General features: G+C 46.3%; 20 protein-coding genes and 3 pseudogenes. 9 read left to right on the top strand and 14 right to left on the bottom strand.

Annotation, left to right across the window (positions count from 1 at the left end; genetic code table 11):
- Positions 1 to 65 precede the first annotated feature (65 nt).
- Positions 66 to 383, top strand: coding sequence for a thioredoxin family protein (locus MHH91_RS02380; protein WP_003156200.1), 318 nt, complete (start codon positions 66 to 68; stop codon positions 381 to 383).
- Here the strand turns inward: MHH91_RS02380 and MHH91_RS02375 are convergent.
- On the bottom strand, positions 380 to 1,273 hold the full coding sequence (locus tag MHH91_RS02375) for a cation diffusion facilitator family transporter (protein WP_014469782.1): 894 nt from the start codon (positions 1,271 to 1,273) through the stop codon (positions 380 to 382). The two genes, MHH91_RS02380 and MHH91_RS02375, sit on opposite strands and share 4 nt — an antisense overlap.
- A 214-nt stretch (positions 1,274 to 1,487) precedes the next feature.
- Between MHH91_RS02375 and MHH91_RS02370 the strand changes: the two are divergent.
- Together MHH91_RS02370 and fbpB are read left to right on the top strand one after the other, a co-directional pair.
- Positions 1,488 to 1,668, top strand: a pseudogene (locus MHH91_RS02370) (Fur-regulated basic protein FbpA).
- Positions 1,655 to 1,801, top strand: coding sequence for a Fur-regulated basic protein FbpB (gene fbpB / locus MHH91_RS02365; RefSeq protein WP_013351084.1), 147 nt, complete (start codon positions 1,655 to 1,657; stop codon positions 1,799 to 1,801). The pseudogene MHH91_RS02370 and the gene fbpB overlap by 14 nt, the downstream one beginning before the upstream one ends.
- A 25-nt stretch (positions 1,802 to 1,826) precedes the next feature.
- Here fbpB and MHH91_RS02360 read toward each other — a convergent pair.
- The 8 genes and pseudogenes from MHH91_RS02360 to MHH91_RS02325 form a co-directional block, all read right to left on the bottom strand.
- Positions 1,827 to 2,972 (bottom strand): annotated as a pseudogene (locus MHH91_RS02360) (acyl-CoA dehydrogenase family protein).
- A 115-nt stretch (positions 2,973 to 3,087) separates the two neighbouring features.
- Positions 3,088 to 3,423, bottom strand: a complete 336-nt coding sequence (locus tag MHH91_RS02355; protein ID WP_003156210.1) for a hypothetical protein — start codon at positions 3,421 to 3,423, stop codon at positions 3,088 to 3,090.
- Positions 3,424 to 3,517: 94 nt separating this feature from the next.
- On the bottom strand, positions 3,518 to 4,258 hold the full coding sequence (locus MHH91_RS02350; protein WP_118977666.1) for an ABC transporter permease: 741 nt from the start codon (positions 4,256 to 4,258) through the stop codon (positions 3,518 to 3,520).
- Positions 4,259 to 4,277: 19 nt separating this feature from the next.
- A complete protein-coding gene (locus MHH91_RS02345) occupies positions 4,278 to 5,204 on the bottom strand; it encodes an ABC transporter ATP-binding protein (protein ID WP_014469779.1) in 927 nt (308 codons plus the stop codon).
- Between the two features lie 101 nt (positions 5,205 to 5,305).
- On the bottom strand, positions 5,306 to 6,355 hold the full coding sequence (locus MHH91_RS02340) for an AI-2E family transporter (RefSeq protein WP_014469778.1): 1,050 nt from the start codon (positions 6,353 to 6,355) through the stop codon (positions 5,306 to 5,308).
- A 185-nt stretch (positions 6,356 to 6,540) separates the two neighbouring features.
- Positions 6,541 to 7,797 (bottom strand): C4-dicarboxylate transporter DctP, encoded by a 1,257-nt coding sequence (gene dctP, locus MHH91_RS02335; RefSeq protein WP_014469777.1) that lies wholly within the window; start codon positions 7,795 to 7,797, stop codon positions 6,541 to 6,543.
- A gap of 108 nt (positions 7,798 to 7,905) precedes the next feature.
- The gene (locus MHH91_RS02330) at positions 7,906 to 8,577 is read right to left on the bottom strand and encodes a response regulator (RefSeq protein ID WP_014469776.1); all 672 of its coding nucleotides are present in this window, start codon (positions 8,575 to 8,577) and stop codon (positions 7,906 to 7,908) included.
- Complete coding sequence (locus MHH91_RS02325) at positions 8,552 to 10,174, bottom strand: ATP-binding protein (protein ID WP_014469775.1); 1,623 nt, start codon at positions 10,172 to 10,174, stop codon at positions 8,552 to 8,554. The genes MHH91_RS02330 and MHH91_RS02325 overlap by 26 nt, the downstream gene beginning before the upstream one ends.
- A gap of 80 nt (positions 10,175 to 10,254) precedes the next feature.
- Between MHH91_RS02325 and MHH91_RS02320 the strand changes: the two genes are divergently transcribed.
- Positions 10,255 to 11,307: a TRAP transporter substrate-binding protein gene (locus MHH91_RS02320; RefSeq protein ID WP_014469774.1), complete on the top strand. Its 1,053-nt coding sequence runs from the start codon at positions 10,255 to 10,257 to the stop codon at positions 11,305 to 11,307.
- 82 nt (positions 11,308 to 11,389) lie between these two features.
- On the top strand, positions 11,390 to 12,211 hold the full coding sequence (locus tag MHH91_RS02315; protein WP_013351075.1) for a manganese catalase family protein: 822 nt from the start codon (positions 11,390 to 11,392) through the stop codon (positions 12,209 to 12,211).
- 24 nt (positions 12,212 to 12,235) lie between these two features.
- Here MHH91_RS02315 and MHH91_RS02310 read toward each other — a convergent pair whose 3' ends face one another.
- From MHH91_RS02310 to MHH91_RS02295, 4 genes are all read right to left on the bottom strand, one after another.
- Complete coding sequence (locus MHH91_RS02310) at positions 12,236 to 12,595, bottom strand: YdbC family protein (RefSeq protein ID WP_014469773.1); 360 nt, start codon at positions 12,593 to 12,595, stop codon at positions 12,236 to 12,238.
- Complete coding sequence (locus MHH91_RS02305) at positions 12,589 to 12,930, bottom strand: cupin domain-containing protein (protein WP_014469772.1); 342 nt, start codon at positions 12,928 to 12,930, stop codon at positions 12,589 to 12,591. Before MHH91_RS02305 ends, MHH91_RS02310 begins: the two co-directional genes overlap by 7 nt.
- Positions 12,931 to 13,063: 133 nt before the next feature.
- Entirely contained in the window at positions 13,064 to 13,432 is a 369-nt protein-coding gene (gene gsiB / locus MHH91_RS02300) for a glucose starvation-inducible protein GsiB (RefSeq protein ID WP_014471456.1), read from the bottom strand.
- A 100-nt stretch (positions 13,433 to 13,532) separates the two neighbouring features.
- Positions 13,533 to 14,339, bottom strand: a complete 807-nt coding sequence (locus tag MHH91_RS02295; protein WP_014472460.1) for an EcsC family protein — start codon at positions 14,337 to 14,339, stop codon at positions 13,533 to 13,535.
- 162 nt (positions 14,340 to 14,501) lie between these two features.
- Here MHH91_RS02295 and MHH91_RS02290 point away from each other — a divergent pair, with 162 nt between their 5' ends.
- From MHH91_RS02290 to MHH91_RS02280, 3 genes and pseudogenes are all read left to right on the top strand, one after another.
- Positions 14,502 to 14,864, top strand: a complete 363-nt coding sequence (locus tag MHH91_RS02290; RefSeq protein ID WP_014469770.1) for a DMT family transporter — start codon at positions 14,502 to 14,504, stop codon at positions 14,862 to 14,864.
- Positions 14,864 to 15,271 carry a DUF5360 family protein gene (locus MHH91_RS02285; RefSeq protein ID WP_012116851.1) on the top strand — a complete coding sequence of 136 codons (408 nt, stop codon included), beginning with the start codon at positions 14,864 to 14,866 and terminating at the stop codon, positions 15,269 to 15,271. Before MHH91_RS02290 ends, MHH91_RS02285 begins: the two co-directional genes overlap by 1 nt.
- A 57-nt stretch (positions 15,272 to 15,328) precedes the next feature.
- Positions 15,329 to 15,544 (top strand): annotated as a pseudogene (locus tag MHH91_RS02280) (DUF2188 domain-containing protein); the annotation flags it as partial.
- 60 nt (positions 15,545 to 15,604) lie between these two features.
- Here MHH91_RS02280 and MHH91_RS02275 read toward each other — a convergent pair.
- The gene (locus MHH91_RS02275) at positions 15,605 to 15,958 is read right to left on the bottom strand and encodes an SH3 domain-containing protein (protein ID WP_038462600.1); all 354 of its coding nucleotides are present in this window, start codon (positions 15,956 to 15,958) and stop codon (positions 15,605 to 15,607) included.
- Positions 15,959 to 16,602: 644 nt separating this feature from the next.
- On the opposite strand from MHH91_RS02275, the gene MHH91_RS02270 reads away from it, so the two are divergent.
- The gene (locus MHH91_RS02270; protein WP_088030479.1) at positions 16,603 to 17,880 is read left to right on the top strand and encodes an Nramp family divalent metal transporter; all 1,278 of its coding nucleotides are present in this window, start codon (positions 16,603 to 16,605) and stop codon (positions 17,878 to 17,880) included.
- Positions 17,881 to 17,927: the final 47 nt, after the last annotated feature.

Raw genomic sequence — 17,927 nt, 5'->3', positions numbered from 1 at the left:
AAAGCATTTGTATGTAATTCCTTTTTATTTTATATTAAAATGGCATGGAAAAGGAGATGTGTCATATGAAAAAAATCAGTACAACAGAACAATTTAATGAACTTATTCAATCCGACAAGGAAATCATCGTGAAGTTTTTCGCTGACTGGTGCCCTGACTGCACGCGCATGAATATGTTCATCGGCGATATTTTGGAAGAATATAATCAAAATGATTGGTATGAATTGAACAGAGATGAGCTCCCTGAGCTTGCCGACAAATATCAGGTGATGGGCATTCCGAGCCTTCTGATCTTTAAAAACGGAGAAAAGAAAGCGCATCTTCACAGCGCAAACGCTAAAACTCCCGAAGAAGTCACTGAGTTTTTATCACAGCATATTTAATTCGTTCCGCGATCTTTGTTTATGACTTCAGGCTCTACATGGACATGGACATGAGTAACATCATGTTCATGTTTTATTGCATATTCGACCTCATCAGCTACTTCATGGCCTTCCTTCACAGACAGTCCCGGATCTACCGTAATGACCATTTCCACATGAACCGTGCTCCCCAAATACCTTGCTTTCACATCCTTCAGCCTGCTGACTTCTTTTATTTCTTTCACCGTATGTTTGTACGGCTCCAAATCTTTCAGGTCAAACCCGTCCGTCAATGAGTGGGAAGCATCTTTGAAGATGTCCCATGCCGTCTTGCAGATGATGATCCCGATCAGAAAAGCAATGACCGGATCAATCCACGGCAGATGAAACCGGGCCGTTACGACGCCTATGAACGCCCCAATACTGACATAAGCGTCAGAACGGCTGTCTTTCGCCGCCGCATGAAGCGCCGAACTTTTGATCCGATCCGCCAGACGGCTGTTGTATACATACATGCCGTACATTACAATCGCGCTTCCGAGCGCCGTCCAAGCCGCAATGAAGCTCGGCTCGGTCTCCGTACCGCTCACGACCGCCTTCGCTCCTCCGATCAGCACTTCAATACCGACCGCCATCATAATAAAAGACGCAATTAATGAAGAAATTGTTTCAGCCCTATAATGTCCGTAGGCATGATCGCTGTCCGCGGGGCGCTGGGAAATCCGGAGCCCGATCAGCACAGCCAGTGATGCGACAATATCCGTAGCATTATTTAACCCGTCCGCTCTGAGCGCTTCGGAATGATAAACAAGACCGATCACCAGTTTCACGGCGGCAAGGATGAGGTACGCAGCGATATTGAGAAGCGCGCCTTTTTCGCCCCGTTTTAAGTTTGCCGTTTGATCATTCATATAAGACGCCTCCATTCTCATTCATAGTATGGATGGAAAAGCAGAAAAATAGCAGTTTTGATCTGCCGGAAATGCAATCAATTCGACAGCATTATTCCCCGGGAAACTTTTTGTCGAAAAATTGGCGGTATTTTTCCTTTACATATGAATATTCACATTGTATACTTTCATTAACTGATAATGATTATCAATATCATTTGATAGGAGGGTAATCATGAGATCTTCTCCTCAACTCAGATCATCAGTTGAAGGACGAAAAAAACATCTGATCCATTTGCTGATTAATAACGGAATATACAAAAAGTCGGAACGGCATTTATACGAATTATCGCTTGGAGAGCTAGAAAGCGAATATCAAATATGTAAGGAAGGTGCGGACTCATGCCGAAACGTAAAATAAAAACTTACGAACAGCTGATAAAAGAAAACAAGGCCGCCATCATGAATAATCAAAAGCTGATGAATGTGATCTATGACAGAATTGACCGTAAGCATCAAAAACGGCTTCAGCACAACAGCCATACATAAAAAGAGCCTTTTTCAGGCTCTTTTTTTATTGCTCAAATGCTTCCGCCGCTAATTTGCCGATGACCGCATCATCCATCGGCGGGTTGTGAAGTCCCGCCCGGGCATCCCGGTAATACCGCTGAAGCGGATTATTTCGTTCCAGGCTTTTCGCGCCGGTGATTCTCATCGCTTTATCAACAATAGAAAGGGCGGCATTCGTCACAATGTGTTTTGCCGCGCCGAGCTCGCTTTTTATAAACGGACGGCGTTTTGGGTCATCATACATTTGCGCCGCCGTGAAGAGAAACTGTCTCGCTTTTAACAATTCCAGCTCCATCTCCCCGACACGCTGCTGAACGGCCGGCACGTCTTTAATCGGACCGTTCAGGCTGTTCGGCGAATATTCGGATGCAAACCGGACGGCATAGTCCCTTGCCGCTTGAGCGATGCCCAAATAAGCAGCGGGAATGTGGAGCAGCCAGCCGTTCACTTTTGCCCCTCTCGGCCCGCTGAAAAGCTCCACGAGCCGCTCGTCACCGACCGTGACATGATCTAAAAGGAGATCATGGCTTCCGGTCGCCTTCATGGCAATCATATCCCATGTTTCTTCGACCGAAACGCCCGCCTGGTCTTTATGGATGAGAAAAACGCCGGTCGTTTGCTTTTCTTCAATCCATGCCGTCACCAGCATATAATCCAAAGTCAGTGAAAGGGTTGTAAAGGTTTTTCAGCCGTTCAGCACCCATTGACCGTCTTTTTTCACCGCGGAAGTGCCGGGTCTTCCCCCTCTCGTCGGGCTGCCGGTCTGCTTTTCTGTCGCTGCCCTGTTCAGGACGGCTCCCTTTTTCACTTCTTCTGCGATAAATGAAAAGACATCTTCATTCCAGCTGTTTTCTTCTCCGAGCTCTCCCATGACGGATAAATGCCAGCCGATTCCGAGAGCTACGGCCGCGTCCCCCCTCGCCAGCCGTTCCTGAAACAGCACCATATCGTAAACCGAGATGCCTGCTCCGCCGAAAGCCTCAGGTACCGTTAGCGCCGTATATCCCGCGTCCCGCAATCTTTGAATTTTCTCTGCGGGAAAACGGCCCTCTTCATCATCAAGCGCGGCTGTTTTTTGAAATTCATCTGCAAGAAGGCCGATTTTTTCCATCCATTCTCTCTGCCGTTCGTTCTGTATCCATAAAGACACTGGAATCCCCCCATTATAATTCCGATAAAGTTAATAAGTATTATAGAGATTCAAGTCTCGTTCCGCAACTGTGAGGCTGTACAAAAAAACACGCTATTCCGTAGAATAGCGCGTTTTAGACTGCTTCCGGGCCGCGATCCTGCTTGAGCCCGAGATAGATCAGCATATATGTGAGATAACCCATCGTCATCACAAGCCCGCCAAAGAAAAAGCTTGAGAAAATCGGCTCTTCAAAAGCGGTAACTGCCGCAAGCACGATCCAGCTTGCATACAGGTAGATGATGAAATAACGGAATCCCGTCTTCATTTTATATAAGAGAAACAGACCCACTGTAGAAAACAATCCCAGCGCAAGCCTGAAATAAACAAGATGTTCGAATTGGAACATGAATGACACAAAGGAAAAACCAAGCAATAACACAATCGGTAATGCGGTAATAAAATTTCTCAAGTGAGCACCTCCGTCATTACCTTTATTATAAATCAAAATAGCATAAATTATTGATTTATCGTGATCTTTTTCACAAAAATGTCATTCCTTTACTTTACACCCGAACATCGCGTTTGCAAAAACTCCACCAAGCGACGGCTAAGAAGAAGACGATATGGATAATGATAATGCCCACGGAAAATAACGGCGTCATTCCCGCAAACAGCGGTTTTGCCCCGCTCATGTATTGCGTCAGGTCAGTATTCGCGAACAGCAGGAAGCTTCCCCATTTGTTTTGGAAGAGAGACATAATCGTCACGAGTGATTTTGCGCCGTACAGCACGATAAATGATAAAATGACAGCCGTGGCGCTGTTTCGGAATAAGGAAGAGCACAGCAATCCGAAGCATGCCATCGCAAATGCCTCAACCCAGTTCGTGCCGATTACTTTCAGCGTGTTCACGAGGAGCGTCCCTGATTCAGATGTCACCGACATACCGAAGAAAGCGATGCCGAAAAGCAGTGACAGAATATAGTACGCCGCATACAGGTACAGGCTGACCAAAAATACGGTAATGAGTTTAGATATAAAAATGCGCTCCCGCTTTACCGGGCGGATTAACAAAAATTTGATCGTTTTCTTATCAAATTCAGCGGAAATGATCGTTGCCGCGATCACGATCGTTAATGCCTCAAGCAGAATATTCAGCCCGGGTGCGTACGCCATGTAGCCGATGAAATTCTCATCCGTCCCGGAGCTGATGACAAGCCGTTTAATGACAAGCGCCATAATAAACTGGAGAACGGCCATCAGAATAAGCGCCACTAATGAGACTTTACGATTAAAGAGCTTCATATGCTCATTTGCTGTCAATTTAAACATTCGTCTCCCCCTCCTCTTGAAGCGCCGTCGTCACTTTCATGAATTCATCCTCAAGCGATTCCGCATACGGCATGATGGAATACACGAGAAAGTCTTGTCCGACGAGCGCCCGGTTTAATGCCGGGATGTCCTTCTTCGATACGGTGACGGTAATGCCCCCGCCGTTTTTCTCCGGAGCAAATTGCTGTTCGGACAGCCATTCAAATGCTTTGTCAGCCGGCTGGATGTCGATGACGGCTTTTTCCTCTTTTTCCGCAACGCCGCGCAGGACGACCTCTGTTTTGATTTCACCTTTTTGAATGATGATGACACAGTCGCAAAGATCCTCCACTTCACGCAATAAATGCGTCGCAAAGAGGATGCTCGTCCCTTCAAGCTCCGCGAGCTCTTTTAAATGGTTGCGGAAATCCTTCATTCCGCCGGGATCAAGCCCGTTTGTCGGTTCATCTAAAATGAGCAGCTTCGGACGGTGAAGAATGGCTTGTGCGATGCCGAGGCGCTGACGCATACCGAGGGAATACGTTTTAACTTTGTCGTGAACGGCATTTGCGAGCCCGACCCGCTCGATTACTTCCTGAAGCCTGTCCTCCTTGATGTTCTTGTGCATATTGGCAAAGTGCTTCAGATTTTCCCACCCCGTCAGATATGGGTAGAATTCAGGGTTTTCTACGATTGCTCCGACAGATTCAAGCGCTTTTTCGAAATCAGCATCGTGCTGAAAACCGTTAATTGTAATCGTACCGCTGTTTTTCTTTAAAAGGCCGACGATGATTCTGATAAGTGTGGTTTTCCCCGATCCATTCGGACCGAGCAAACCGATGATCTCGCCCTGCCTGACATCCAAGCTGATGTTTTTTAAAATGTGCTTTTTGCCTATTGTTTTGTCAAGGCCTTCGATATGTAAAATCGGCTCAGTCATACAGCCTTCCTCCTTTTTCACAAAAAATAAACAGTGCCCGTACATAAGGCACTGTCTGCATTATAACATTTGTCATATATTCGTGAAGAGCGGAGCTGATGTTACGTCTTATCCGGCTCCGGTTCAGATTTTTCCACCTCTTCGTTATTGACGACATCCAGAATATCCAGCAGGAACACAAAAATCGGAATCCCGATAATCAAGCCCCAAATGCCGAAGAAATGTTCCGAGAAAATTAAAACTGTAAAGGTAAAAAAGATCGGAAGTTCCGTTTTCGCTGACATCAGTTTCGGATTAAGGAAGTAAGTCTCAATCGCATGAATGACGAAAATGACCAGTACGATGTAGATGACATACGCAGCGCCGCCCGTCGTATACGCGATGATACTGAGCGGAATGAGCGAAATCACCACACCCGCAACGGGAATGAGCCCGAGGAAAAAGACCATGATTGACAGGCCGAACAGCTGCGGAAAATGCAGAATCGCCAATGCGATCAAGGTGAGGATACAGTTCACCAGCGCGATAATAAATTGAGCTTCAAGCACTTTGCCGAACGTTCTCGCAAACTTGCTGCCGAAATAAGCAAGTTCGTAGTAAAAAACAGACAGCTTGCTGTGCTGAAATTTTTTCATAAACTCCGTGAGCCGCTTTTTCTCGAACAGGAAAAACATGCTGAGAATCAGTGACATCACGACCTGCAAACCGAAAGTGCTGATATCGGCCAAGTATGTATACAGTACATTAAATCCTTCTTTTACATAGGAACCGATATTAATATCGCCGAACACGCTCGATATTTCTTCATAAAACGGGATGACATCGGGATGATACGCGATGTGCTTGATCTGCTTAATCAGCTGTTCAATCTGCTTGGCAACAATCGGGTAAAAGACAAAGCCTCCCACAGTCGCTCCGACAGCCAGCGCAATATATAAAACGGTAATGACCACCCTCTGGCTGATCCGGAAAAAATGGTTCAGCACGTGCCTGATGACAGTCTCCAGCCGATCCATCAGAAAAGTAAAAATAAACGTAAGCAAAATCAAATTAATCATACTTCGGAATACAACTAACACCCCAGTCAAAACAAGAAAAACGGAAAAACGTCTGACACCCGGATGCTGAAAAAATTTAAAAATAGCCGCCATTTATACACTCCTGCTAGGACAAAAAGCCCTTAGATTTCATCTTTCACTCTCTAATTGTAAATTATATAACAAAATGACGCTAAGGTCTTTGTCCACCTCCTAATAAATTTAAACAAATTTATCTTTTTTACTCATAGCGGCCGAAAAAAAGAACGGCATGCCCGATGCATGCCGTTCCTCCCCTTTTATACCGCCGTTTTCATTTCTTTTACGGCCTGTGTGCTTTTCACTTCGTCAAATTCATTTTCGCTCTTGGCTACGATGATGGTGGCGATTCCGTTTCCGATCAGATTGACGATCGCCCTTCCTTCACTCATAAAGCGGTCAACACCGAGGAGCAGCGCAAGCCCTTCCAGCGGGATCACCTGGAGCGCCGACAAAGTGGAGGCGAGCACGATAAATCCGCTTCCGGTTACGCCCGCCGCGCCTTTTGATGTCAGCATCAACACGAGAATGATCGTAATCTGCTGACCGATCGTAAGGTCAACGCCGAACACCTGCGCCAGAAAAACCGTCGCCATGGATAGATAAATTGAGGTGCCGTCCAAATTAAAGGAATATCCCGTCGGAATGACAAGGCCGACAACCGATTTTGAACAGCCGTAGCGCTCCATTTTATCCATCATCCGCGGCAGAACCGACTCAGAAGAGCTTGTGCCGAGAACGATGAGCAGTTCATCTTTTATAAAACGGAGATAGTTCCACAAACTGAAACCGAATATTCTGCAAATGATATTCAAAGCGACGAATACAAACAGGAACATCGTAATGTATACAGACAGCATCAGACTCGCCAGCGGCTTGATCGAATCCAGTCCGAAGTGGCCGATTGTATAGGCCATGGCCCCGAATGCGCCGATCGGCGCCGCGCGCATGATGTAGCCGATGATTTTGAAAAAGACGTGTGACAGTTTATCGAAGAAATCAATAATGCTTTTGCCTCTTTCACCCAGCGCCGCCAGGCCGACCCCGAATAAAACAGAAAAGAATAAGACCTGAAGAATATCGCCTTTTGCAAAAGCGTCAACCATGTTTGACGGAACGATGTGAGTGATAAATTCAATCCAGTCAATTCCCTGTCCCCCGTTTTGCGTGTACTGAGAGACATCTCCTTTTTCAAGCTTGCTGTAATCAAGCCCCTCACCCGGCTTCATGATATTGACGACCAGAAGTCCGATAATAAGGGCGATGGTGGTTACGACCTCAAAATAAATAAATGCTTTTCCCCCGACTTTTCCGACTTTTTTCATGTCTCCCATCTTGGCGATGCCAAGCACGATCGTCAGGAATATGATCGGGGCGATAATCATTTTTACCGCATTGATAAATGTATCGCCGAGCGGTTTCATTTGTTTCCCGGCCTCAGGCCATACGAGCCCGACGATGACGCCGATGATGACCGCCGTGATGACTTGCACCGTGAGATTTTTGAAAATTTTCATCCCTACTCCCCCTTGCCTCTCGCTGCGTCTATGTACAAATGATAGCGTTTTCATGAAGGGAGGGGAAGCTTATGATCATAACGGACATTTTGGTCTTTTTGGTCTTGGCTAACGGACGAATTTGTAGCGGTTAACCGGCCGGCCCACTCCTCCGTATTGAATGTCCAGTTTTATCTGGCCGTCCTTTTCAAGGAAATCGAGATAACGCCGCGCCGTCACCCTGGCAATTCCGAGCGCTTTGGCGGCTTCTTCAGCTGAAAGCGGCTCCGTCTGCTGTTTCATATAGGTCAAAATTTCATTCATCGTAAAATGATTTAACCCCTTCGGCAGATTCCGGGACTGATTTTGCGGAATTTTAAGCAGCGCGTCAAGCTGATCCTGCGACATGGTGTCATGCTCTTCGATTTTGCGTTTATATTGTTTAAAGTTTTCGAGCGCCTGTCTCATCCGCTCCAGCTTGAACGGCTTCAAAATGTAATCGGCCGCACCGTTTTGCAGCATAAGCTGGATCGTTTCTTTGTCTTTTGCAGCCGAGACGATGATGACGTCCACTTCGAGCTTTTGTTTTCTGATTTCCTGGAGCGTTTTAATGCCGTCTTTTTTCGGCATGTACACGTCTAATATTACGAGGTCGGGGCGCAGTTCTTTTATGAGCCTGATTCCCTCGTCTCCGTTAGCGGCCGTGGCGATGACGCTGAATCCCGAAACACCGGTGATAAATTCTTTATTCACCTCCTGCACCATCGGATCATCTTCAATAAGCAGCACCTTGATGTCCATTTAATGATTCCTCCCCCTTCATCGGAAATAAAATTGAAAATGCCGTTCCCTGTCCCTGCTGTGAGTCGACTTCAATGACGCCCATCCCTTTGTCGACGATTTGTTTGACGAGGTACAATCCGTATCCCGTGCCCCCCGTTTTATTGACGGTAAACCCTTTTTCATAAAGGCGCGGGATGTGCTGATCGGAAATCCCGCTTCCGTTGTCTTCTATTAATATAGCAAGCACTTCATCATTTTGCTCGATACTGATGTCAATGTGTTTGTCCTCCGTGTCCGCTGTTTCAAATGCGCCGAATGCATTTTCTATTAAATTGCCGAGCAGGACGACGATGTCATGCTGGTCGACATGCTCCGGAAATTCCGAGAAGCTGCTGTTTTCATCAATTTTCACAGAAATGCCGAGCTCTTTTCCTCTTTTGATTTTGCTTAACAAAAGCCCCGCCGCAGCGTCATTCTGAATGGCCTGATGAAGAAATTCAGTGACGCTTTCTTGTTCTGACGATGCCTTGAAAGCGAGCTGGAGCGCTTTTTCTGATTTTCCGAGCTGAATCAGTCCCGCGATGGTGTGGAGCTTGTTCATATGTTCGTGGTTTTGAACTCTGAGCGCATCGACAAAATTTTTTACGCCTGTCAGTTCTTCAGCCATTCTCGCTGCTTCCGTCCTGTCCTGGAAAATGGCGACGGCTCCGATGACCTTCTTTTTCATGACGATCGGAATTCTGCTGCTCATGATCACCTTTCCGCTGACTTGAATTTCTTCATTATATACAGCTTGGTTCCGCTCAACGATTTCAGGGAGCCGGGAATCTTTTAATACGTCCCAGATCAATCTGCCATCAGTATCTTGACTGACATTGAATATCTGCTTCGCTTTTTCATTAAAAATGGTGATGTGGTGCTGATTATCAATCGCGATGACACCCTCATTCATCGAATGAAACGTAGCGGTCCGTTCCTCATACATTCTCACGATCTCATGAGGCTCCAGCCAAAACATCTGTTTTTTGATATGGCGGGCCAGCAAAAAGGAGCCCGCCAGTCCGAAGCCGAGCGCCAACAGAACGATAAACAGAATTTCATGCTTCAGCTGAAGAAGAATTTCACCAAAGCCCGGCAGCGTTTTACCGGCAAGGACGACACCGATCTGATTCAAATCCCGGTCTTTTACGGGATAAAAAGCGCGGACGGCGGTGCCGATCTCTCCCTTTGCTTCAGAAAAATAAATGTGCTCGGCGAACGCCGCTGCTTCGTCCTCGCCCCTTGAACGCTTTCCGATCATTGTGCTGACGGGATGTGAATAGCGTATATGATCCATATCCATGACGACGATGTAGTCCGCTTCATTGATGATCCTTATTTCTTCGACCGCATGGCGCACGTCTTCTCTCTGTTTTTTCTGCTCGAGAGCGCGTTTGACATCCGTCATCTCAGATACCGTCCGCGCGGTATTCATCAGCCGTTTTTTCAGCTCGCGCTCTTCTGTATGCTGAATATTGCCGATCAGCACGATGCCTACGATCAAAAAGGTAAAAAGCACGACGATATAAGAAAGTATGGTGATTTTCCAGCGGATGGTGAGCTTTTTTTTCGTCATTGGCCTCTTCCTTTCCGTCTCTTTACGAAACCGGCCCGCCCGATTATGCTTGTTATAGAAAATGGCGGAGGGGGTTTTCGATGAAAAGCTTGCTGACTTGTCTCAGCCTGATGGTACTCGGTATTGGAACCGCTTTATTCATCGGCTTTCATGATCGTTTCTCAACGGAAGATCCGTATTATGATGACGAACAGGAAGGCCTGAAAGATCAAATTGTTTTCAAATTCAGCCATGTCGTTGCTGAAAACACGCCTAAAGGGCGGGCTGCGAATAAGTTTGCCGACCTGGTCTATCAAAAGTCCGGCGGCACCATTAAAGTAGAGGTGTTTCCAAACGGGAGCCTCTATTCAGATAATGAAGAAATAAACGCCCTCCAAAATGGGGACGTGCAATTCATCGCTCCCTCCACCTCAAAGCTCGGATCACTCTCTCCCGAATGGGGTGTTTTGGATCTGCCATACGCGTTTACCAGCTATAAGGCCGTGCAGGAAGGCTTAAACGGCAAAATCGGCACCCGCCTGTTCGCATCTTTAGAAAAGCATCATTTGAAAGGACTGGCATACTGGACAAACGGGTTTAAGCAGCTCACATCAAATAAAGGGCCGATCTTCACACCGGATGACTTAAAGGGACAGGCGCTCAGGATCATGCCGAGCAGTGTGATCGAGGACCAGTACCGCCTGCTTGGCGCGCAGCCGCGGCAGGATTCCTTTAATTCCACGTTTCAGCTCTTGGAAAGCAATCTCGTAGACGGAGAGGAAAATACGATTTCAAATATCTATTCTAAAAAATTTTATAATGTTCAAGATTATTTGACAATCAGCAATCACGGATACCTCGGTTATGCCGTAATGACCGACGAGCATTTCTGGAATTCACAGACTGAAAAAACGAGAACCATCTTAACGGAGGCGATGAAAGAAACAACGGAATGGAACGAAGCCTCCGCTGAGAAAATGAATAAAGACCAGCTCGAAGAAATCAAGAAGAATTCATCCATCAATATTCACGTGCTGACGAAAGCGGAAAAGAAAAAATGGATGAAACGTCTCGACCCAGTTTACGGGCAATATGAGCAGGTGATCGGCCGCGGGCTTGTGGAAGATCTGTTATCCTTGCGCCGCGATCCTTAGCAGGACCAATACGCCCATCTCCGTTTCATCCCTTTTCCTGACGGGGAAGTAAGTAGGGACAAATAAAAAAGGAGATGGAGACATGTTTACACATACGAAAAAACTGCAGCATCCGGCCAAACCGGATCGTCCTGACCCGCTGTTCGCAAAAAAGATGCAGGAAATCTTAGGCGGGCAATACGGGGAAATATCCGTCGCCATGCAATATTTGTTTCAGGGCTGGAATACACGCGGCAATGAAAAATATAAAGATCTCCTGATGGACACCGCGACGGAAGAAATCGGCCATGTTGAAATGATCGCGACGATGATTGCGAGACTGTTAGAAGATGCTCCGCTGGCAGAGCAGGAAAAAGCGGCGGATGATCCGGTCATCGGGTCCATTTTAGGCGGCATGAACCCGCACCATGCCATTGTCTCAGGGCTCGGCGCAATGCCGGAGAGCAGCACGGGCGTTCCGTGGAGCGCAGGCTATATCGTCGCAAGCGGAAACCTCTTGGCAGACTTCCGCGCCAATCTGAACGCCGAATCACAAGGAAGGCTTCAAGTCGCACGCCTGTATGAAATGACCGATGATAAAGGTGTGAAAGATATGCTCAGCTTCCTGCTGGCGCGTGACACGATGCACCAAAACCAATGGCTTGCGGCTATTAAAGAATTAGAGGCACAGGAAGGCCCGATTGTTCCTTCCACATTCCCGAAGGCGCTGGAAAAACAGTCATTCTCCCATAAGCTTATTCATTTCTCAGACGGCGGAGAAAGCGCTGAACAGAATTGGCTGCAGGAAAAAGCGCCGGACGGCGAACCGTTCGAATACGAAAAAGAACCGAAAGCGCACGGCGAAATAGCTAAGCTGGATCCTGTCCCGCCTTATGTCCACAACACGCTTCCCGGACGAAAATAAAAAAGCCCTCTAAAAGGGCTTTTTTTATGTGCGCACAACTGTCCAATCAGGTTCGTATCGGATGTCCGGATGATGTAACAGCTCGTGAATGAAAGGTTCATCCTCTTCGTACAGCATCACTTCTATTGAAAGAATCGCAGCCTTCTGCTCGTTTTCTTCGTATATGCGGTCATGTTCGTTCTCCATAAAATGATCATAGGCCTGTCTGTTCTCCCAAACACTGATGATCTCTGCGATGAACAGACCGTCTGCGTTTTTCCGCCAGCCGCCGGCCTGTTTGACGAAGCCATTTACACGTGATAATGCTCCCCACCGTGACTGTGCTTGCGCAAATACTTCAGCGTTTGCAACGTCTGTTTCACATACAATCTTTTTGATCAGCATGGCAGTCCCTCTGTGATGACTGTTTTCGCTTGCGTATGCTCGACACAAAGATTCACGGTTCTGACGTATGAGCGTGTACGGTGAATAGTGCCTTTCGGGATGAGCAGGCTGTCATTTGCTTTGAGCACTGCAGTTTCTTTGTCCTTAAAATCGATCAGAAGCTCACCTTCAAGAACAATGAACCATTCATCTGAGTCAGGGTGATGGTGCCAGTCATATTCTCCCGTAAACACTGCGAGGCGCACACAGTGGTCATTGATCTCCGCGATTGAAAAATTGTCGTGTTTTTCTTTGACTTTATTGGCGATGGCGAGTAAATTTTGCATTTCAGACACGAGTGAAAACTCCTTTTTTCATTTATTGTACCGCAACGTCGGCCCAGAACAAGATTTTCCCAAAATAAAAAGCGATCCAGCTGATGCGCCGGATCGCTTTTGCTCTGCAGGTTGTCTGCCTTTTATGCTTTTATTAGCTGCTGCGTCTGTTTCCGCCTTTTTGGCCGATTTCCTTATAAAATTCTTTGTCATGATTTTTGCTTGTGGCTTCTCCGCCTTTTTCGCCGATTTCCTGATAGAATTCTTTGTCATGGTTTTTGCTTGTGGCTTCTCCGCCTTTTTCACCGATTTCCTGATAGAATTCTTTGTCGTGATTTTTGCTTGTGGCTTCTCCGCCTTTTTCACCGATTTCCTGATAGAATTCTTTGTCGTGATTTTTGCTTGTGGCTTCTCCGCCTTTTTGACCAATTTCCTGATAGAATTCTTTGTCATGGTTATTGCTTGTAGCTTGTCCGCCTTTTTTACCTGCTTCTTCTCTGCTCATTTTGTTTTCTTGTGCCATTTTTGAATTCCTCCTTTAATTGGTGTTGGTTGTTGGTTTCCCGATTTCAGAACTCATAAACAAAGAAAACACATTGAATGTGTTTTCGGGTGGTTTTTTATCATTCTGTATCTTTCAGGCGTTTTAGAATCCGGCGCTTTTTATAAAGCATGATGCCTGTTTCCGCAATGCTTTCTAAAGCTGAACGGTTGGCGGATGCGCCGAAGACGATGCCTGCGGCCGGAACCATTTGCAGCAGTTTTTTCGCGGCGAACGTGTCGCGGTAGCTGTAAACGACTTCCCGCCAGCCTTGGATTTGCGAGGCAATGCGCTGATAGATTTGGTCGTTTTGGTCATATTGCTGTAAATCCCGCAGGATTGCTTTTTTTCCGATGACGTCACTGGATGCCAGCTGGAGCAATTTGATGATAAACACGCGTTCTTTTTTGTCTTTCGGATCAAAGCCATAGGCAATCGCGATGTCCTGCAGCGTCTTTAAGGACAGACCGAGCATCGCCGGAATATCTGCCGCAAGCGTAAACACGCCGCCGACTCCCGTTGCGGCTCCCTGCACCGTGGCGGTCTTTACGCTTGTGCGCGCCATGGCTTCTGCGATTTCATCCATGACGGCAAGCGGTGCATTCCGGATATCGAGAAGCGTTTGACATGTGCCGTGCGGCAGCCGTTTCTGAAACTTTTTGATAATGCGCTTTTCTGATGTGAGATACTGTCCGCCTGACTGAATAAACGTTCCCGTTTCATCGAGAATGCGTCCGATTTTCCGCTGAATAAATTGAGGTGTCAGCTTGTCCAAAAGCTGAAACGGCAGGCGGGTGAGCGTTTTCCAGAACATCACCCTCTGCTGCGCCTTTTCCCATTTTTGAATGTCTTTCAATTGTCTTTCCAGGTCTGTCCGTTCTTCTGTCACCCGTCCTGCACGTCCCTTCCGAATGTCTTTGTACATAGTATACCTTTATGGTGTTTTCTTACCCGACCGGGTTTTTTATCCGGAAAACATTCCGTTGTTTAATTTTCTTTAAATTCTATATATTGTATAATTTTGAATAATACGAATGAAGGAGAATGTTGAATGCATTGGATTTATTTGAGTTTAGCGATCATTTTTGAAGTAATGGGTACGGTCAGCATGAAATTATCAAATGGTTTTACAAAACTTGTCCCCAGTATTTTATTATTATTGTTTTATATCGGCAGCCTATGTTTTCTTACTTTGACTTTGAAATATATAAGTGTCTCCATCGCGTATGCGGTCTGGTCGGGAATGGGGATCGTGCTGATTTCCTTTATCGGAATTTTTTTCTTCCATGAACAGTTCTCTGTCATAAAAGCTGTCGCTGTTCTTCTGATCATCATCGGTGTCGTTACCTTAAACTTTATTTCTGAAAGTGAAACGTCATCAAACGGCATCAGCGTTCATACGGACAGAAACTGATGATGAAAGGGTTAAAGGTTCTCTTCCTCATTACAGATATTGGATTTATCGTTTATTGGATTGTTACTTTTTTTGAGTGGATTCCAAAAAACATGGTGTTTAAAGACTATGATAACGCCATGATAATGGCCTGGAACTGGTCATTCTTTCCCTTAGATATTTTCATTTCGATAACCGGGCTGTACAGCTTGTTTCTTTATAAACGGAAACATGCGTTATGGCGCCCTTTCGCATTAATATCACTTGTGCTGACCTTTTGTTCAGGCCTGCAAGCGATTGCCTTTTGGGTATTTATCGGTGATTTTGATCTGATGTGGTGGGCATTCAATCTGTATTTGCTTCTTTATCCTTTATATTTTATTCGGAAATTGCTGGTCTCTCGTAAAAATAGCTGTCATTCTTTTTGATGAGGCGGTTTTCTTTTTCTTCAGGCGGGAAACACTTTTCATAAAGGAGTGATAGACATGCCTTGGTCTATGAAGGATTATCCGCAATCATTGAAGAATCTCGAGGAACCTGTGAGGAAAAAAGCGATCGAAATCGCGAATGCGATGGTAGATGAGGGTTATGAAGAAGGACGGGCCATTCCCATTGCGACAAGTCAGGCGAAAGAGTGGAAAAAAAACGCTTCTAAGGAAGAAATCGATCAGCTGATGAAACACGATGATGAAACGAAGCGAGGAAATTAAACCGGAATACATGGAAAAACCCCGCTCTGAAAAGAACGGGGGTTTTTCTGATTATAAACCGTAATAATAAGACAGAGTGGTGACGGACACGTAGCCTGTCGCTCCTGCATACGTCACTTTCAGCCATTTATTAGAGTTGGTGTAGTGGCCTTGTACATATTCTCCGGTTACCCAAGTACCTGTAATTGTTTTACCGCTTGAGAATGTTGTAATCGTTGAACAGCTGACCTTTGAGCATGAGCGCATGTTAGCACCGTAAATACCGACTGTTCCCCCGCTTGCTAAAATGGAAACGTCCGGTTCAGCTTTAGGTGTAAAAGTTGCAGCTGATGCAGAGCCGCCAAAAGCGAATAAAGAAACAGCAAAAATCATAGCTAAAGAAAAGACCGACAAACGACGTACCAAGAAAATTCCCCCTCTTTTATCATATGGCTGGAAAGCTTTCCTGACGTTATTATACTTTTTTGCCAGGAAGACTGAAATAAGTCTAATGCTCCAACTTCATTTCTGCGCAAATGATAAAACCTTTCTTTGTTTTGATAAATAACTGCGGTTTATTGGTCCTGAATCACTTATATACCGCGGATTCAAACGTTTATTCAGAGAAGCAGAGGTTTTGCCGGAGGTCATTTGAATGGTACAGAAAGGTTTTATCTTCCAAAGGAAAGATTCATTATTATTCTATTTACCCGGCACACGGAGGCAATGTGCCGGCTTTTTCTCCATTCAGTGCCGGCGATCGGAAGGTTCTGACGTTTTATGGGCAAGTGTACTCTTCCACCTTTTTAAAGAACGCTCAAAGGATCCGCGCATGGGGAAACATCGTTTGAAAACGGCGTCGTTTCTATTCCGAAACGATGTCTTTTGCATTTTCGGACCTTTCTCGGGCGGGATACATATCATAGATAAAACGGGGAAAAAATGTACTGGTTATTGAACATAAAGAGCTTGACAACTCATAATAGCGGATTTATGATGTAGATAAAATAATTTGCGTCTAGGAAACTTTTTGTTATTTAGCTAAAAATCTATCGGAATTTAGGTGAGACATAATGAGCAAAGACATCTCAGCACAATCACTGCAATCAAAAGCCGTTCAGGATGCACTTGACGGCAAAAGCAAGGGATTCAAGCGGCTTCTGCCTTTTTTAGGTCCCGCATTTATCGCGGCGATTGCCTACATTGATCCGGGAAACTTCGCTACGAATATCTCAGCTGGTTCGAAATACGGGTATATGCTGTTGTGGGTCATTCTCTTTTCAAACTTGATGGCTTTTTTAATTCAAGTCCTTTCCGCGAAGCTCGGCATCGCCACGGGTAAAAACCTTCCGGAAATCGCCAGAGACCGGTATCCGAAATGGGTATCCGCCGGGTTGTGGATACAGGGTGAACTGGTGATTATGGCGACTGATCTGGCTGAGTTTATCGGAGCGGCCCTCGGGCTCAATCTGCTGTTCGGCATACCGATGATTGAAGCGGCCATTATCGCGGCGATCGGATCATTCGCGATTTTAGAGCTTCAGCGCCGGGGTTACCGGGCGCTGGAAGCGGGCATTGCCGGACTTCTGTTTGTCGTGGTGATCGCCTTCGCCCTGCAAACCTTCTTTGCCAAGCCTGACGCCGCTTCCGTACTCGAAGGGCTGTTCATCCCGAAAATCGATGGAATGGACAGTGTGCTTCTTGCAACCGGGATACTCGGTGCAACCGTGATGCCGCACGCCATTTACTTACATTCCGCCCTGACGCAGCGCCGTGTCGTCGGAAAAACGGATAACGAGCGGAAAAAGATTTTTAAATTCGAGACGATTGACATTCTCATCGCGATGGTAATCGCAGGGGCGATTAACGCAAGCATGCTGATTGTCGCGGCCGCTCTTTTCTTCAAGAACGGACTGTATGTGGAGGATTTAGACGTGGCTTATCAGCAATTCGGCCACTTTATCGGGCCGGCTTCAGCAATTCTCTTCGGGATCGGACTGCTGGCCGCAGGGCTTTCAAGCTCTTCTGTCGGCACATTGTCAGGCGATATTATCATGCAGGGCTTCATCCGTTACCGTATCCCGCTTTATTTGCGGCGTTTCATTACCATCATTCCTCCGATGATCATCATTATCTCAGGAATCAACGCCACAGAAGCGCTCGTATGGAGCCAGGTTGTTCTTTCATTCGGCATCGCCTTTGCGCTTGTGCCGCTGATTATGTTTACAAGCAACAAACGCCTGATGGGCGTCCTGACGAACCGAAAATGGGTTACGGCTCTCGCCTGGCTGATTGCGGTTTTGGTGATCGCGCTTAATCTGTTTGTGATTTACGATTCATTCCGTTAGAAAAACCGGCCCATCTCGGCCGGTTTTTCTTTTGGCCGTCGGCTCTC

The organism is Bacillus sp. FSL K6-2819, assembly GCF_038008305.1.
In the GTDB taxonomy this organism is placed as follows: domain Bacteria; phylum Bacillota; class Bacilli; order Bacillales; family Bacillaceae; genus Bacillus; species Bacillus amyloliquefaciens.
This window is presented reverse-complemented; position numbering and strand designations above follow the sequence as displayed.

Excerpts from the sequence above, each read along its gene's own strand:
- MHH91_RS02380 (WP_003156200.1), top strand. The coding sequence starts at position 66 with ATGAAAAAAATCAGTACAACAGAACAATTTAATGAACTTATTCAATCC.
- MHH91_RS02375 (WP_014469782.1), bottom strand. The coding sequence starts at position 1,273 with ATGAATGATCAAACGGCAAACTTAAAACGGGGCGAAAAAGGCGCGCTT.
- fbpB (WP_013351084.1), top strand. The coding sequence starts at position 1,655 with ATGCCGAAACGTAAAATAAAAACTTACGAACAGCTGATAAAAGAAAAC.
- MHH91_RS02350 (WP_118977666.1), bottom strand. The coding sequence starts at position 4,258 with ATGAAGCTCTTTAATCGTAAAGTCTCATTAGTGGCGCTTATTCTGATG.
- MHH91_RS02345 (WP_014469779.1), bottom strand. The coding sequence starts at position 5,204 with ATGACTGAGCCGATTTTACATATCGAAGGCCTTGACAAAACAATAGGC.
- MHH91_RS02340 (WP_014469778.1), bottom strand. The coding sequence starts at position 6,355 with ATGGCGGCTATTTTTAAATTTTTTCAGCATCCGGGTGTCAGACGTTTT.
- dctP (WP_014469777.1), bottom strand. The coding sequence starts at position 7,797 with ATGAAAATTTTCAAAAATCTCACGGTGCAAGTCATCACGGCGGTCATC.
- MHH91_RS02330 (WP_014469776.1), bottom strand. The coding sequence starts at position 8,577 with ATGGACATCAAGGTGCTGCTTATTGAAGATGATCCGATGGTGCAGGAG.
- MHH91_RS02325 (WP_014469775.1), bottom strand. The coding sequence starts at position 10,174 with ATGACGAAAAAAAAGCTCACCATCCGCTGGAAAATCACCATACTTTCT.
- MHH91_RS02320 (WP_014469774.1), top strand. The coding sequence starts at position 10,255 with ATGAAAAGCTTGCTGACTTGTCTCAGCCTGATGGTACTCGGTATTGGA.
- MHH91_RS02315 (WP_013351075.1), top strand. The coding sequence starts at position 11,390 with ATGTTTACACATACGAAAAAACTGCAGCATCCGGCCAAACCGGATCGT.
- MHH91_RS02310 (WP_014469773.1), bottom strand. The coding sequence starts at position 12,595 with ATGCTGATCAAAAAGATTGTATGTGAAACAGACGTTGCAAACGCTGAA.
- gsiB (WP_014471456.1), bottom strand. The coding sequence starts at position 13,432 with ATGGCACAAGAAAACAAAATGAGCAGAGAAGAAGCAGGTAAAAAAGGC.
- MHH91_RS02290 (WP_014469770.1), top strand. The coding sequence starts at position 14,502 with ATGCATTGGATTTATTTGAGTTTAGCGATCATTTTTGAAGTAATGGGT.
- MHH91_RS02285 (WP_012116851.1), top strand. The coding sequence starts at position 14,864 with ATGATGAAAGGGTTAAAGGTTCTCTTCCTCATTACAGATATTGGATTT.